16 protein-coding genes and 2 pseudogenes are annotated in these 15,130 nt (G+C 68.6%); 7 read left to right on the plus strand and 11 right to left on the minus strand.

The genetic code is table 11. The features are described 5' to 3' along the window. Positions 1-8: 8 nt before the first annotated feature. From ACN6LB_RS36085 to ACN6LB_RS36110, 6 genes and pseudogenes are all read right to left on the minus strand, one after another. A complete protein-coding gene (locus ACN6LB_RS36085; RefSeq protein ID WP_445029532.1) occupies positions 9-905 on the minus strand; it encodes a phosphopantetheine-binding protein in 897 nt (298 codons plus the stop codon). Positions 906-1,320: 415 nt separating this feature from the next. Further along, a complete protein-coding gene (locus ACN6LB_RS36090; protein ID WP_445029533.1) occupies positions 1,321-2,007 on the minus strand; it encodes a 4'-phosphopantetheinyl transferase family protein in 687 nt (228 codons plus the stop codon). Between the two features lie 167 nt (positions 2,008-2,174). Then, complete coding sequence (locus ACN6LB_RS36095; protein WP_445029534.1) at positions 2,175-3,839, minus strand: hypothetical protein; 1,665 nt, start codon at positions 3,837-3,839, stop codon at positions 2,175-2,177. A gap of 565 nt (positions 3,840-4,404) precedes the next feature. Then, a complete protein-coding gene (locus tag ACN6LB_RS36100) occupies positions 4,405-4,929 on the minus strand; it encodes an SRPBCC family protein (RefSeq protein ID WP_445029561.1) in 525 nt (174 codons plus the stop codon). 393 nt (positions 4,930-5,322) lie between these two features. Continuing rightward, positions 5,323-5,811: pseudogene (locus tag ACN6LB_RS36105) on the minus strand (aromatase/cyclase); the annotation flags it as partial. 582 nt (positions 5,812-6,393) lie between these two features. Next, positions 6,394-6,735, minus strand: a complete 342-nt coding sequence (locus ACN6LB_RS36110; RefSeq protein ID WP_445029535.1) for a DUF5713 family protein — start codon at positions 6,733-6,735, stop codon at positions 6,394-6,396. 153 nt (positions 6,736-6,888) lie between these two features. Between ACN6LB_RS36110 and ACN6LB_RS36115 the strand changes: the two genes are divergently transcribed. Both ACN6LB_RS36115 and ACN6LB_RS36120 read left to right on the plus strand, forming a co-directional pair. Further along, positions 6,889-7,023, plus strand: a complete 135-nt coding sequence (locus tag ACN6LB_RS36115) for a hypothetical protein (RefSeq protein WP_445029536.1) — start codon at positions 6,889-6,891, stop codon at positions 7,021-7,023. Between the two features lie 77 nt (positions 7,024-7,100). Continuing rightward, entirely contained in the window at positions 7,101-7,724 is a 624-nt protein-coding gene (locus tag ACN6LB_RS36120; protein ID WP_445029537.1) for a YdeI/OmpD-associated family protein, read from the plus strand. Positions 7,725-8,005: 281 nt separating this feature from the next. Here the strand turns inward: ACN6LB_RS36120 and ACN6LB_RS36125 are convergent, their stop codons facing one another. Then, entirely contained in the window at positions 8,006-8,113 is a 108-nt protein-coding gene (locus ACN6LB_RS36125) for a helix-turn-helix domain-containing protein (protein ID WP_445029538.1), read from the minus strand. Positions 8,114-8,256: 143 nt separating this feature from the next. On the opposite strand from ACN6LB_RS36125, the gene ACN6LB_RS36130 reads away from it, so the two are divergent. Together ACN6LB_RS36130 and ACN6LB_RS36135 are read left to right on the plus strand one after the other, a co-directional pair. After that, on the plus strand, positions 8,257-8,400 hold the full coding sequence (locus ACN6LB_RS36130) for a hypothetical protein (RefSeq protein ID WP_445029539.1): 144 nt from the start codon (positions 8,257-8,259) through the stop codon (positions 8,398-8,400). 730 nt (positions 8,401-9,130) lie between these two features. Beyond that, positions 9,131-9,433 (plus strand): hypothetical protein, encoded by a 303-nt coding sequence (locus ACN6LB_RS36135; RefSeq protein WP_445029540.1) that lies wholly within the window; start codon positions 9,131-9,133, stop codon positions 9,431-9,433. A gap of 590 nt (positions 9,434-10,023) precedes the next feature. On the opposite strand, the gene ACN6LB_RS36140 is transcribed toward ACN6LB_RS36135, so the two are convergent. Next, positions 10,024-10,296, minus strand: a complete 273-nt coding sequence (locus ACN6LB_RS36140) for a hypothetical protein (protein ID WP_445029541.1) — start codon at positions 10,294-10,296, stop codon at positions 10,024-10,026. 309 nt (positions 10,297-10,605) lie between these two features. Between ACN6LB_RS36140 and ACN6LB_RS36145 the strand changes: the two genes are divergently transcribed. Further along, positions 10,606-11,646, plus strand: a complete 1,041-nt coding sequence (locus ACN6LB_RS36145) for a chitinase (protein ID WP_445029542.1) — start codon at positions 10,606-10,608, stop codon at positions 11,644-11,646. A 48-nt stretch (positions 11,647-11,694) separates the two neighbouring features. Here the strand turns inward: ACN6LB_RS36145 and ACN6LB_RS36150 are convergent, their stop codons facing one another. Together ACN6LB_RS36150 and ACN6LB_RS36155 are read right to left on the minus strand one after the other, a co-directional pair. After that, entirely contained in the window at positions 11,695-11,949 is a 255-nt protein-coding gene (locus ACN6LB_RS36150) for a Scr1 family TA system antitoxin-like transcriptional regulator (protein WP_445029543.1), read from the minus strand. Between the two features lie 246 nt (positions 11,950-12,195). Then, a pseudogene (locus ACN6LB_RS36155) lies at positions 12,196-12,559 on the minus strand (Scr1 family TA system antitoxin-like transcriptional regulator); the annotation flags it as partial. An 849-nt stretch (positions 12,560-13,408) separates the two neighbouring features. Between ACN6LB_RS36155 and ACN6LB_RS36160 the strand changes: the two are divergent. Next, positions 13,409-13,858, plus strand: coding sequence for a hypothetical protein (locus ACN6LB_RS36160; protein ID WP_445029544.1), 450 nt, complete (start codon positions 13,409-13,411; stop codon positions 13,856-13,858). Continuing rightward, the gene (istB, locus tag ACN6LB_RS36165; protein ID WP_445029545.1) at positions 13,855-14,643 is read left to right on the plus strand and encodes an IS21-like element helper ATPase IstB; all 789 of its coding nucleotides are present in this window, start codon (positions 13,855-13,857) and stop codon (positions 14,641-14,643) included. The genes ACN6LB_RS36160 and istB overlap by 4 nt, the downstream gene beginning before the upstream one ends. 27 nt (positions 14,644-14,670) lie before the next feature. On the opposite strand, the gene ACN6LB_RS36170 is transcribed toward istB, so the two are convergent. After that, positions 14,671-15,108 carry a nuclear transport factor 2 family protein gene (locus ACN6LB_RS36170; protein WP_445029546.1) on the minus strand — a complete coding sequence of 146 codons (438 nt, stop codon included), beginning with the start codon at positions 15,106-15,108 and terminating at the stop codon, positions 14,671-14,673. Between the last annotated feature and the right edge of the window lie 22 nt (positions 15,109-15,130).

The raw sequence follows: 15,130 nt of genomic DNA on the forward strand, positions 1-15,130 counted from the left end.
CCCTGAGGTCAGGCGGTCCGGGCCGCCAGCAGGGCGACCGCCTGGTCGACACTGAGCACGTTGGCGCGGACCGCGTCGAGCAGCACATTCAGCTCCTGCTCGGCCAACGGCGCCCGCACCGGCCCACCCGGCACCGCACCCTCCCCCGCCACCGGGCCAGCCACCACACCCGACACGACGCCGCCGCCGACGCCGAGGCCTGCACCGGTGACAGAGCCGGAGCCGGTGCCGGTGCCGAAGCCAGGGCTGAGGCTGGAGCTGGTGCCAGGGCTGAGGCTGGTGCCAGGGCTGGGGTTGGGGTTGGGGGGTGTGTGGGTGATGCGGGCGGCGAGGTGGGCGGACATCGACGCGATGTCGGGGTAGTCGTAGAGCACATCGGGCCGCTCGGTGAGGTGGTAGGCGCGGTTGATGCCCGCCACGAACTCCGCGGCCAGCAGCGAGTCGATACCCAGGTGAGCGAAAGCAGCACCGGGATCGATCTCCCAGGCATCACAGTGCAGAATCTGCGCCAGCTGCCCACGCAGCACCTCCGCAACGGCCGCCTGCGCCGACACCTCCCCCGCCACCGAACCCGAACCCGGGCCGGAGTCCGGGGCGGGGACGCCGGCGGGGGCGGGGGCGGGGGTGTTCTCCGCGGCAGCGACATGAGCGGCCAGCGCGGCCGGAGTGGGATGGTCATAGAGCACGCCAGGGGCCAGACGGGTACCCAGACGGGCATTGAGCAGGGCCACGAACTCGACGCTGAGCAACGAGTCCAGACCCAGAGCCTGGAAAGGCTGGGCGGCATCGAGGTGAGAGGGATCAATGTGCAGCACACCCGCCAACGCGGCCCTCACCTCCCCCAGCACACCGGCGCCCGGCGCGGCAGACGCCGGCCGCGGCACAGTCCACGGCTCGCTGGTCATGAGGTGCCTCCCGTCTCGATACCCGTCACACAATCCACACCACCCCGCACAACAGGCCCACCCCACCCCCGCCCGCCCCCGGCAAACAGGCGGGCGGGGGCCGGGAGTTCGGACCTCGGGGGTGCCGGCAGCACCGCGGGAGGGGCGTGGCGTTTCCCGCCAGCCACGGTAGGCGGCCACCACCAGCGCCTCCACCCCTAACTCCCCCCAGAACAACCCACCCCGCACACATGCCAGGACAAGCCTCCGGCAGCGGCACGGTCACCGGTACCGATCAGGGCAAGGCATCCGGGGCGGCACAGTGAGCGATGCCGATCAGGGCGAAGCATCCGGGGCGGTGCTGATCAGAGCGAGGCGCCGGCAGCGGCACCGATCAGGGCAAGGCATCCGGGGCGGCACGATCAGCGGGTACTGATCAGGGCGAGGCGCCGAGGGCGGCGCGGTGTGCGGTGCTGAGCAGGTAACGGCCCTGGACGAGATGGGTGGCCAAACTCCAGGCCGCGGCACCCGGATCATCACTGTCCAGCACGATGCGGCCCCCCGCGTCACGCGTGAAACCGAAAGCACTGAACCGGCGCCGCATCCCGTGCCCCAGCGCCTTGGTGTAGGCCTCCTTCAACGTCCACAACTGCAAAAACCGCAGCGCACGCTCCTCCTCGCCCAACGCCGCAAGCTCGGCAGCCTCCGCCGCAGTACACACATGCGCGCCCATCAGCTCCACCGACGGCCGCCGATCAGCAGGCTCGGCATCCACCCCGATCGGCCCGCTACGGCTGACACCCACCACGATCAAATCACCGGTATGCGCCAGACTGACGTCCACCCCCGCACCCAACCCACGCAAAAACGGCCGCCCACCCGGCTTGTAGCCCAGATCCAGACCAGCCGCATCAACCTGCAAGACAGCCGCCGCCGCATACTTCACCACCATCCGCGACACCGCGAAACGATACCGGCCCTCCGCCGCGGCCTGCTGACGGTAACGCGGCCAGTCCCGCCCCAACAACGGCCGCAGACCCGGATCCGCCAAGACCGCAGTCAGCCACTCACCCCACGTCGTATGCACCACCACCCGGCCGGTGTCCTCCCACACCTCCTGCACCCACTCCCACGGACCCCCCGGACCCGCAACATGCAACGGCGCCACCTCCCACCCACCCCCACCCACACCCGGATCCCGGCCCCGGTCCCGGTCCGCACCCGCACCCGGGTCCCGGCCCGGGCCCACACCCGGGTCCGGGTCCCGGTCCGGGCGGGCGCCGGGGATGCTCACCACGGCAACCGCGTGGCATACACGTCCACGTCCCTGCCCTGCCGTACACGGTCAGCCAGTTCCACCCACACACTCTCCACCGCACCCGCCGGCACCACCGACGGCAACGGCACACCCAACCGCTCCGCGACCCGCGACAAAGCCACCACCGCCCAACCCGCACCAGCCAAAAACCCGCCCCCGCCACCCACCGCCGCCTCCCGCACCCCCAACACCGCACCCGCCAACCCAAGCAACGCCTGCCGCTCAGCAAGCCCACACCCCACCGGATCCACACCACCCACACCACCCATGTCGGCGGCGGTGGCGGTGGTGCGGCACGGACCCAGCAACACACGCTGCTCACTCACCAACCGCCGCGCCACCCGCCCCAACGCCACCTCACCCTCCCCCACCGCACCAGCCAACCGGGCAGCCGCACCACCCAGAACGGCAAACAGCACACCATCCGCACCCACCACCCCCACCGCCTCAACCACCGCCTCAGCGGGATGCACAGATCCGGCGGGATCCGCGGGTGAGGCGGAATGCACGAGTCCGGCGGAGTGCACGAGTCCGGCGGAGTGCACGAGTGAGGCGGGCGGCAGCGGGTGCCGGGCCGGGGTGGTCATGGACGGAGACACCGCCCTCGCCGGGAGTGCGGGTGAGACGGGGGGTGAGACGGGGGGTGTGGCGGGGTGCGGGAGGGCTGTCGTGTCGGCCGGTGCGTCCTGCCCGCCGAGGCGGAAGAGGGCACCGTCCACGGCGCGTTCACCCCGCCCGGCGGCATCGGCCAGCGCCGGCAGACAGGACACCAGCCGCGCCAGGCGGCGCGCCGTATCCGCAGGGCCGGCCCCCACGCCGGGCAGATCACCCCACACCTTGTCCAAAGTACGCCGCTGCGCCGACGACGGCGCACAGCCATTCTCATTCAAAACCAGCTCGAGGTCCTCCAGACCCTCACCGACCAGATGCGGCACAAGATAGCCCGTCAGCGCACCCAGCACCGGCGCACCACCAGGCCGGCCCAACGCACGCAACGCCACCCCCGTCAGACACTCACACGCCAGCAACTCCGCGAACAACGCAGCCAACACACCCTGCCACTGCCGCACCGCCGCACCGCCCCGGACAGCAACCACCCCCGCCGCCGCCCGCAACACGGTGCCGGCCACGGCAGTCACCACAGCCGCCGTCAACACCCCCCGCACACCAGGCCGACACAAAACATCCGCCACACCCGACTGCGGAACACCATCCACCACACCCGACTGCGGAACGCCATACACCACAGCCGACTGCGGGATGCCGTACGGCACAGCCGACTGCGGGATGCGCAGCGGGGCGACACCCACCGCATACCCCAGCGCCACATCCCGGCGCAAAACCGGACGCAGCGCACGCACATACTCCTCAGCCGTCGTGAACTGCCCGCCCTGCGCGACACTCACACCTTCACCGGCAGTGCCCGCCAGCCGCAACAACTCCAACGTCGCCACCGGCGGCCCACCCGCCGCCGCCAGAGCACACAGACTGTGCACGCCACCGCCTTGCCAGGGATCACCCAGCAACATCTCCAACCGCGCCGCACGCACCACCGCAGCCCCGCCCGACCCCGACGCCGCCACCGTAGCCATACCGCCGGCACCCACACGCAACACCCCAGCCCCGCTGCTGACCATCACCCACTCCCTTCCACCCACACCAACAACCCTGCCTACACCCGGGCCTACATCCACACCTGCATCCACACCTGCATCCCGGCCTGCATCCGCGGCCCGGCCACAGTCGGCCTGCCGGGCCCCCGCGAACTACCCGACGCCCTCCATGCCCCCGGCACCACCGAGCGCTCACAACCCCCAACCGCTCCCCCGCCCCCGCCCCCGCCCCCGGCATTCCCAACGGCCCCGGCGCTTCCCCAGCGGTCCGGGCCGTCCTGACGATCTCAGGCGATCCTGGTCGTCCCGGGCTGGGCTGCCGGCCGGGTCCCCGAAGACCCGGGCGATCCAGACAGTCTCGGGCGCTCCTGACGGTCCAGGCGGTCACGGGCGGTCCCGGCGATCCGGGCGGTCTCGGTGGTCTCGGGCTGGGCTGCTGGTGGAATGCGAGGGGGTTGCGGGTGGTCCGGGCGGTCCTGACGGTCTCGGGCGGTCCTGGTGGTCTCGGTGGTCTCGGGCTGGGCTGCCGGGCTGGTCGGACGGGTGGAATGCCGGGGGGTTGCGGGCCCTGCGGGCGGGCCCGGAGGGGTCAATGCAGGCGGCGGACGGCGCTTTGCGCGTGCCACTGGGCCAGTTGCAACGCCTCAACGGCGGCCCGGCCCAGCCGCTCACGGACCTCACGACGCGCCAGGGCCAGGTCCGCACCCGGACCCAGCACCGCCTCGACGGCCTCCGCCCGCAGCAGCACACGATGCTCCGACACCGCCCGCACCCCCTCCCCCTCAGGCACCACCGACCACTCACCACTGTGCGCGGCAATCAACTGCTCGGAGAGCGTCTCCTGGAAAACGATCCGCCCCGCATGCGGGAAACACAGCCGCACCGCATGCGTGGTGAAGCTCTGCCCGTCCTGCGCCCCACAACTGTCGACCGCCGCCAACTGGATACCGGGCACGTCCTCGACGACACTGGTCCACTCGACATGCGGAAGCAGCTCACTCCACTCCCCGATGCGATACAGGAAGTCGTAGACCAACTCGGCAGGCCCCTCCACACGCACACTGTCCTCGAAACACAACAACAGCTCATCGAGGTTCTCCCAGCACTCGGCCAACTCCCGCACCTGAGACAACCGGGCCCGAACCTCCACCTCCAAAACCCGCCGCACACCACCCACCGACGACGAGTCAACGGACGACCGCCCGTGAGGCGGGAAGTCATGAGACGGCAGGCCCTCAGGCGAGAAGCCGTGGGGCGAGGGGGCATGGAGCGGCAGGTCAAGCACCGGGAAGTCATGAAGCGGAAGGCCGAGGGGCGGCAGGTCATCGGGCGGGAGGCCATGAGACGGGAAGTCATGGGACGGGAAGTCATGGGACGGAAGGTCACGGGGCGGCAGGCCGTGGGACGGGAAGTCAAGGGGCGAGGAGTCACGGGGCGAGGGGCCATGGGACGAGACGTCATGGGGCGGGGGGTCAAGGGTGCGCTCCTGACGCAAGGTCAGCAGCGAACGCTCCGCACCCGCCGCCTCCACCCGCCAACTCCCACTGACCACCACATCAGGGCGAGCGGGCTCGTACTGCTCAAAATCGACAGCGTAAGCATGCGGATGCAACACCCGCCGGGCATGCCACGTACACACCCGACCCCCCTGCAACTCCCACAAATGCAGCCGCTCCACACTGCCATCAAAATCCATCCGCTCCACATGCACATACCAAGGCAACAGGACAGGCCAACGCCCGGCATCCGCCAACAAGCCATACACAACCCCAGCCGGAGCCCCCACCTCAACGGTATGAACACCAGAACCCACCCGCCCCGACACCACGCCCCACCCCCCTCCCCCACCCGACTGCACCCCCCACCCTCCCCCCACCCACTCGAGAAACCCTCGCACCCCACCACAACCCCCACACAGCAGGAAGGACACGGACGGCCATAACAGCCCTAGCAGCCGGCCATGACAGACAAACCACCCCCACGGGCGGGACGGCATGCGGCACTACAGGCACCCCCGCAAAGACAGACCGCCGACACGGCAACCGACCGCAATCCACGACGAGGCCGTAATCGCCGGCAGGACGCACACGACACAGACAAAAAGGCGACTGAGAGATCCTCGGCCCTAACGGCAGACAAACAGCCACCCACGCGGCCAACCCCCACCGCCCTACACCTATTTGGCCACCACCCAGGAGACCACCGCGACGGACTCAAGGGCAACGGCCCGCCACAGCGGGAGTCAGGCACCCCGGCGGGGTTTGCCCCGCCTGACGGCCCCACCGCCCGGCCGCCCCCGCTGCCCTTGATCCCCCCGGCGCTCCTGGCGTTCTTGGCGTTCTTGCCGACGCCGGTAGCGGCACGGGAGTTCCTGCCTGCCGTGTTACCGGCCGCCTTGCCGACGGGGGTCTGCTCCTCAACGGGCAGGCGGCCGCCGCGAGTGCCGTTGGCGGCGCGACCGCAGACAACGCCGACGAAATCCCCGACCAGGTGTGCCACCTCCAGCGGCCCAGGCCCACCGTGCTGATCGCAGCTCTCAACGAACGGCTTTGATCGGAGGTGGCCTTCTCGTCTTCGTTCACCAGTCCCGGCCGGCGGTCAGCTCCTCCGCGTCCGCGTCCGTGAACCCGTATGCCGACGCGACGAAACAGAACTCGTCACAGATCCACTCACGCGCAACCGTCTCGATCTCGCTCCCGGCCACCACGAACTCCCTGTCCAGCAGGTTGAACTCCTCCGTCGCAGCCTGGGTGAGCGCATACAAGGTCTCCAGATCCGACGGCTGCTCGGCCTCAATTCGCTCGCACAGCCGCAACAGGATGGCCTTCCCCTTGTCGACCACGTGATCAGGGAAGTACGAGTCGCCGTACATCTGCCGCAAAAACGCGCGTCCCGCTACCCGCTGGCTGGTGATCGGCATGCCACTCCCCTGTCTCCACTACGAGCTGACCCGCCGATCATGCCCGGCACCACTGACAACGGCTCAAAAGCCGTAAACGCGAACCGGCGTCACCCTTGCAGATCGCCGGCCCGAACCGGGCACCACCCGTGAAGGGCCACCGTCCGGAAGCCGGTGCAGCACTCAAAGGACGCCAACTCGAACCTGGCGGCGTCCTCGAAGACCCGCACCACGAACACGGCGCCGAAGCTGAAAATCACCGACGCGAACCCACCGACGCCCGTCAAGACCGTCAACTCAAATGAGTAGGCCGCTTGAGCAGGTCACCTGAGCGGTGCGTTCGGGTAGGTCAACATCTGCCCTATACGGCCTCTAGTCTGCGGTTTATGCAGAAATACGAGGACGGCGTCGAGATCCTTGTCCCCGCGAGCCCGGCCAAGCTTGAGGCCTGGCTCGACACGCATCACGGGGAACGCACCGCGCTCTGGGTGAAGATCGCCAAGAAGCACACCGGCATCCCGTCGCTCACCTGGGAAGAGATGGTCGACACGGTGCTCTGCTTCGGCTGGATCGACGCTCTGCGGCGCGGCTTTGACGACACCTACTTCCTGCAGCGCACGACACCCCGCAACCCCCGCTCCGCCTGGTCGCAGGTGAACGTCGACAAAGCCAAGGCCCTGATCACGGCAGGCCGGATACGCCCCCGCGGCCTCGCCGAGATCGAGGCGGCGCGGGCGGACGGCCGCTGGGAAACGGCATACACCTCGCAGAAGAATGCCACCGCACCGCCGGATCTCGTCAAAGCGCTCGACGCAAACCCGGCCACGCGGGCGTTCTACGAAACACTCAGCAAATCCGACCAGTTCGCCCTCTACCTCAGCCTGGTCACCGCCCGCACCGAGAAGACCCGGCTAACCCGCCTAGAGCGGATGGTGACGGCGATGTCGAGGCCCAAGCGGATCCCGGCACCTTGCCCTGCTCCGCAGGAGTCCGATTCCTCCCCGGCCTGACGGCCGGGGTTTCCGCGGACGTATCCGATGAACTCCACTCCCAAGGCATCCGTGTCCTCAGAGACATCGAAAGAACGACTCGCCGAACGATAGGACAGTCTCCGGGTTGCGCTTGGCCTCATCGAGCCACACGCGAAGCCTGCCAAGTCGTCCTCCGCTCAACCGGACGACAGCCTGATGCAAACGTTCGCACGCAGACCGCCATGCGGTACATCACCGCGGCCCACCCTGAACGCACCGCGAAGCTGCCCTGGTAGGCGGTGTCTACGCAAGACCTGCTGTCAGGACTCGAGACCGCGGAAGAGTTCCGCCACATCGACGCTCAGGGCATCGGCCAACGCAAAGATCTTGTCCAACGAGATGTTGTTCTTCCCGTTCTCGACATTCACTTAGAAGGCGCGATCGATCCCCGCCTCCGCAGCGGTGCTGGCTTGCGTGCGGCCCGTGGCGACACGGAGCTCCCGTAGACGCCGCCCGAACGCCTGACGCCGGGCCACGACGGTCGGATCGTCGGAGGAGGCGGCAGACGTGTTTGGCATCGATCTCCGCGTTCGCGCTGGGCCGGGTGAACCTGTCGCGGGTGCCGGTGAACCGGCTGTCCGCGCTGGCCCGGTACGGGCGGCTGAGCAAGGCGCAGACGATTGGGCGGGCGCGGAGCCGCGGACCGCACTGCTGACGGCGGTGGTCCGTCAGCTGGAGGCGCAGGCGGTCGACGACGCGCTCGACCTGTTCGCAGTGTTGATGGCGAACCGGCTGATCAGCCCGGCCCGGAGGCACGGCAGTAGCCCGCCGGGTGTCACGGCCATCACATATAATTGGCGTTGCGTCCCCGCCGATATAAGGGGAGTTGCGCCCGGAGCTTTCCCTGTAAGTCCGAAGGCAGCCGTACAGGTTCGTACGGAGCGAAGACAGCAGGCAGCCAGCGCCCTGCGAGTGCGAGTCGGCCGCGCTCGTGTTGATCACACCTGTTCGTACTTCGTCAGGGGTGGTCGGGCTCGGCTGCCACGAGGGCGTCGGACATCGGCCACCCCTTCCCACCCGGAAGGGAACTTTGTGAGTCCCAAGATCATGGGCGTCGTCGTCGTGTTGCTGGCGGCCTTGGTGAGCGCCTTGGTGAGCGGCATCGTCGCCTTCGCCCTCGGCTCCACGAACCTGCGGCGCTGACCACAGGCGGCGCTGCCTTCGTCGGCATAGCTGGCCTCGGCCTGGGGGTGCTGGGCTACCTCACGCCCGACACTCCGTCGGCGGGGTAAGTCCGATCGCCCCGGGCCCGCCGGCGAACGGCTGCGTCGGCGGGCCCGGCCGGAGACCGCGGCCGGGCGTGCGTCTCGGGCGGGTTGCTCGTTGATCTCGGTACACGGCGTGACGACCATGACGTCCGCCCCCTCACCGGAAAGGAGCCGACCATGGCCGGGGCACGGATCACGACTGGCAGGCAAGTGCGACCCCGCTACGGCGGTCTCGACGCGCTGCGCGTCGAGGCGGAGCGCTGGCACGAGTTCCTGCAAGCGCGGTTCGAGGAAGTGGAACGGCGGCCGAAGTATCACCGAATGCTCGGCGAGGCGTACGGCCGGCTGACCGCGCACCTCGACCACGGCGACGTCGAGGCGGCGACGGAGCCCCTCAACTGGATGCGGGCAGAAGCGCAGTTCTTGACGAACCATCCGGACTTCCCCTCCGGGCCGGCCGAGGCGTACGTGTGGGCCTGATCGCGCCTGTCCGCGGCGGGGGAGGTACAGCGGGCGGCCGGTCCCTGCGAGGGCCGGGCCTGCGGTAGCGGCGCCGGTCTTTCCACCAGGCGAGGCGGTCGGCGGAGTTCTGGGGAAAGACGCTCTGCAGCGCGATGATGCCCAACAGCAGGACCGTGCATCCTGTGACGGCCCACCAGGGTGCCCCGGCGAGGTGGCCGACCAGGGCGCTTCCGGTGCTCGACAGCGTGCCGCGTATCCCGGCGTTCACCGGCCGGCCCTCCGCACGTAGTCGATCTTCCCTTCGCGTGCCAGCCGGAACGCGGTGCCGCGCAGCCGCTGGAGCTGCCCCTCGACCGCCCGGACGTCATGCCGCCGAGGCGTTCACCTATCTGCTTGTACGTCAGGTCGGGTTCCTCGTACTTCGGCAGGCAGATGGCGTTGGCCTCCGGGGTGGCCTCCGCGAGGATCCGGCGCCCGGTGTCCCGGTCGGCAGTCCGACGGGCCGGGTCGCCGAAGTTCGAGTGCCACAAGTACAGCTGGCCCTCCTCGGGGTCCTGACTGTTCAGGTCCGCAGTCACCCTGTTGATCTGCCGCATCAGGTCGCGGGATCACTTCTTGAAGACGTCGCGGAAGGTGAAAAGGCACGCACCCACGAAGTACGTGAACATGCAGACCCCCTTGTCGGGGTCCCAGTCGCCCCCGCGCAGCGCCCGCTCCGTGAACTCGGGGCCGGCCGCCATGACTGCCTCGATCGCGAGGGTCGAGCGCACTTCCGCGTTGCGCGCGAAGATCTCCAACTCTACGGAGTGGATGGTGATGCGGATGCGGCGGCGGGCGCACTGCTCGGAGATCTCGCCGCTGCGCAGCCACCCGGTCAGCACCCGGACGGCGTGGGCCGCAACTACTCACACCCGATCACTCGCCACGCGCACCGGCTCGCAAGCCGTCACCCTCCCATCGCTCATCGCCCACCTCCCGTGCCCACTCAGGTCAGTTAACCGTAAAGAACCTTGACAGATAATTGGTCTAGTCCAACGATGGGACTGTTCGCCCCTGGTCGAGGGGGAGTTCTCCTGCGTCTGCCGGCCGGGCGGAAGTCCCAGCATGTGTACCCGCTGTCTCCGCCTGCACTTTTTCTCATGGGAGCGTCAATGAGACGACCTGTTCCTCTTCGCACGTTGCTGTCCTGCATGGCCGTAACCGCCCTGTCGGCCGGGCTTGTCACCCTCGGGGGAGGTGGCGCGTTCGCCGCGCAACCGGCGCCCTCGTACGGCGCGAAGCCCATGCCCGCACACGTGACGGCGCCCTACTTCGAGGCGTGGACCGGCGAGAGCCCGGCCGCACTCGCCGCCGAGTCGGGCAACAAGTACCTGACCATGGCTTTCCTCCAGACGGACGCGGCGGGCTCCTGCGCCGCGTACTGGAACGGCCTGACCACCCAGCCGATCGGCAAGGCCACCTTCGGCAAGGACATCGCCACGATGCAGGCGCGCGGCGGCAACGTCATCCCGTCCTTCGGCGGCTACAGCGCCGACACCACCGGCACCGAACTGGCCGACAGCTGCACCAGCGTCGACTCCATCGCCAAGGTCTACAAGAGTCTCGTCACGACGTACGGCGTCTCCCGCATCGACCTCGACATCGAGGCCGACTCCATCAACAACACCGCCGGGATCGACCGCCGCAACAAGGCCATCGCCAAGGTCCAGCGCTGGGCCCAACACACCGGTCGCAGCGTGCAGTTCTCCTACACCCTGCCGACCACCAACACCGGCCTCGCGCCGGGCGGCGTGGCCCTGCTGCAGAACGCCGTCGACAACGGCGCGCGCGTGGACGTCGTCAACATCATGACGTTCGACTACTGGGACGGCGCCACCCATGACATGGCGGCCGACACCGAGACCGCCGCCGCCGGTCTGCACGACCAGCTGGCGACCCTCTACCCGAGGAAGAGCTCGGCGAAGCTCTGGCACATGATCGGCGTCACCGAGATGCCCGGCATCGACGACTACGGCCCGCAGGAGACCTTCACCACGCAGGACGCCGTCACGGTGGAGAACTGGGCTGTCGCCAAGAGGATCAACACGCTCTCCTTCTGGGCCCTCCAGCGCGACAACGGCGGCTGCGTGGGCACCGCAGGCGCCAACTCCTGCTCCGGCATCGCCCAGGACACGTGGCACTTCAGCCACACCTTCGAGCCGTTCACGCGCGGGGCCCGCACCAGCGGTTGAGAGCATGGCTTTCGTCATGTCCGGGGGTGCGGCGGATCGCCGCACCCCTCAGCCCAGTGCGTCGAGCGCCTTCACGATCAGGGTGCGCGCCTCTGCCCCGTACACGGCAAGCTCCGTGAGCCGGGCGAACGCACGCAGGTAGATGTCCAGTTCACCGGGGGCCGTGACGGTCACCTTCGCGACGAGCAGCTCCACGTGGATGCGCGAGTCGTCGAACACCGTGAACTGCTCCAGCGGCCACACGACCCCTTCCTGCGCGGCCGCGGCCGGGATGATGCCGAGCGACATGGACGGCAGAGTCATCGCGGCGAGCAGGTTGCCGAGCCGGGGTCTGCGGCACAATCGGCGTTCCGGTGGCGGGGGCGCCGGCAATCCCGTCCAGCAGGAGCGCCACCGCAGCCCGCACGTCGGTCGTGGCCGCGACGATCCTCCCCAGTGAGCCCGGCGCGACGGGCTCGGGGGCTGGCTCCCAGACGCTGCGCTGCGCTAGCGGCAGCCAGGGCAGCACGGCGCGGCAGGTGGCCAGGAGCAGTTCGGCGAGCGGCAGCGTCATGGTGTCGACGGTGCGCGCGAGAAGGCCTTGGCGTAGTCGGCGAGTTCGCGGGGCTGCGTCACGTTGATCTCTGCGGTGAGTGTTTCCACCACGGCCTGGACGTCGTAGTGGAGGTAGAACGCCTCCAGGGGTCACACGGTGCGCTGCGCGGTGAACGGGATGATCCCGATGGACACGGATGCCAGGGGCATCACGGCCAGGAGGTCGCGCAGTTGCCCGCGCATGGCGTCGGGGCCGGCGGTGCGGAAGCGCAGAACGGATTCCTCCATGAGGACGACGAAGCGGTGGGCCGCCCTCGTAGAGCAAGCGGGAGCGGACCACGCGTGCGGCGACAGATTCGGCGACGTCGTTGGGGGTGCCTCCGGCCATTCCACAACTTGCGTGCCTCCGGCACGAGAAGAGGCGGAGAGGGTTTGTGCCTCTGGCACAAATCCGGGTGCTGATTTTGGTTGTAGGGGCGGGGAGTTCGAGTTTGAGTTGGGGATTGAGTTGACGGTTCGTCACGTCCCCATTCCCGGAGTGAGGTTCAGGGGGAATCTCCGATTCCCTTAAAACCAAGGAGACTTGAATTGTATTCCGTGAGAAAAAGTAAATCACGGAATACAAAAAGAGAAAGGGTCCCTCCGGGACCCAACCCCCACAGGAGTGAAGGAAGCCGGGAGTGGCCTGGGGGGGGTGTGCCTGCCTCCGGCAGGACCCACACCCCCCAGGACACAGAGACAGACGACAGAGAAGGAACAGAAACAGCAGGAGACAGGAGGGAGCACTGACGGCCCACCAACCCAGACACCCGAGGAACCGCCCACACGGTCCGACATACCGCCGCGGGACAGTGGCAGACGGGCGACCCGGACGTCCTGATCGTTACAGACGCCGGATACGACGCCCCTCGCCTCGGCGGCAACGTCAACGAACTCGACGCCAGAGCGGGCGACGCTCCTCCAGCGGAACTTCAAAGCCATACAAAGCATCCCGAGAGCGAGCGTGCCGACGCCAGTTGAAACCGAACCCAAAGCGAGACTCCGCAGTCTTCGCCGAGATCACTTCCCCCGTTCCCAAATCCCGGAACCACACGAGACCATCCCCGTCCGTGAACCGAACCGCAACAGGCGTGACCCGAGCCTTATATCGGTCGCTCGCTTGAGGGAACCGCGCCACTTCTCCGGGTGACAACAAGCTTGGGCCGAATTCTTCAGCTATAAGCGTCAGATGGGGCTTATCCAGGCGCTCCCCGATGACCAGGCCCGCGCCGAGGGCACCTTCACCGCTGAGCACGAGGCATTCTGGGCTCTGGCCAAGCAGCAGCTCGGCGAGATCGACGGGACGAAAGCCCTGGTCAGGATCCTTCTCCTGCACCGCCATCAGCAGCACGGCGACGTGATCGTCGGCCTTCGCGCCGCACTCAGGCTGGGCACCTGCAGCGAGGACGTGGTTGCCCTGGAGGCCCGCAAGGCCGCACAGGCCGACGGCCGGGCCCCGACCGTCACCGCCGCCCCGGCAACCCCCGACCGGCCCGAGCCTGCCGATCCGCAGCTGCCGCAGGTCAGCCATCTCACCGCGCACCGACTGGCCAGGCCGCTGCCCGAAGATGCCCGCCCTCTGCCCCGCCTGGAGCAGTGGGACGAACTGTTCCAGCTTCGCCGGAAGGATCCGTCATGACTGCCGCCCATCACGCGCTCACCGCACAGGCGTCCGATGCCGCCATTGATACCGCCTGCCGCATGCTGCGGCTGCCCACCATGCGCTCGCAGGCCGCCGACACCATCGCCCGCGCGGAACGGGAGGGTCTGTCCTACGCGGGCTTCCTCGCCGAGTTGCTGATGGCGGAGTGCGAGGACCGCGACCGGCGCCGGGCCGAACGCCGCATTCGGGCTGCCCACTTCCCGCGCGAGAAGTCGCTGCGCGACTTCCACTACCGCGCCAACCCCAACGTCGACCCGGCCGTCATCCACAGCCTCGCTACCTGCGACTGGATCACCAAGGGCTACCCGATGTGTCTGATCGGGGACTCCGGCACCGGCAAGTCCCACCTGCTCACCGGCTTGGGCGCCGCGGCCGCCATGGCGGGCTACCGCGTCCGCTACACCACCGCGGCCAGCCTGGTGAACGAGCTGGTCGAGGCCGCCGACGACAAGCAACTCGGCAAGACGATCGCCCGCTACGGACGCGTCGACCTTCTGGAAATCGACGAACTCGGCTACCTCGAACTCGACCGCCGCGGCGCCGAGATGCTCTTCCAAGTTCTGACCGAGCGGGAGGAGAAGAACAGTATCGCCATCGCCTCTAACGAGGCGTTCACGGGCTGGAGCAAGACCTTCACGGACCCGCGGCTCTGCGCAGCGATCGTGGACCGGCTCACCTTCAACGCCACCCTGATCGAGACCGGCACCGAGTCCTACCGCCTGGCCCGCACCAGGGCGAACAAGGCTAACGGGACGAAATGATCGCCTCTGGTCAGCAGGGGTGAGGTCCTAGGCAGCGGTGATTGCGGCAAGCAGTCCCTCGGCCGCGTCGAAGGCGATCGCCCCGTCGAGCGGGTTGGAGTAAATGCGCGACCAGGTGATCAGTCCGTCCCTGATGCGGGCGAACATCACCATGTCGAAGGCGAACGGCTTCCCAGTGGCCAGGACGCGGCCGTGGAGGCGGTAGTCGGCGACGACGAGTTCGGGATCGGTCGTCTCGTGCACGTGGACGTGGTCCACGGCGGTGAACTTCTGCAGCTTTGCCCCTTCCCGCAGGTGAGCCCGGAAGGCGTCCCGTCCCGGCTCCTGCGCGGGTGCGCCCGGCGGCAAGTAGGGCATCTCGAAGACGGCGTCCGTGGTGAACGGGTCGGCCATCGCCTCGCTGGGGCCGTCGGCGGTGAGGCGGAGGAAGTGGTGGAGGACTTCCCGCGGTGCGGCAGTGGTCATGGGACACTCCTCTCGACATAAC

Source organism: Streptomyces sp. SAS_270 (genome assembly GCF_052543295.1).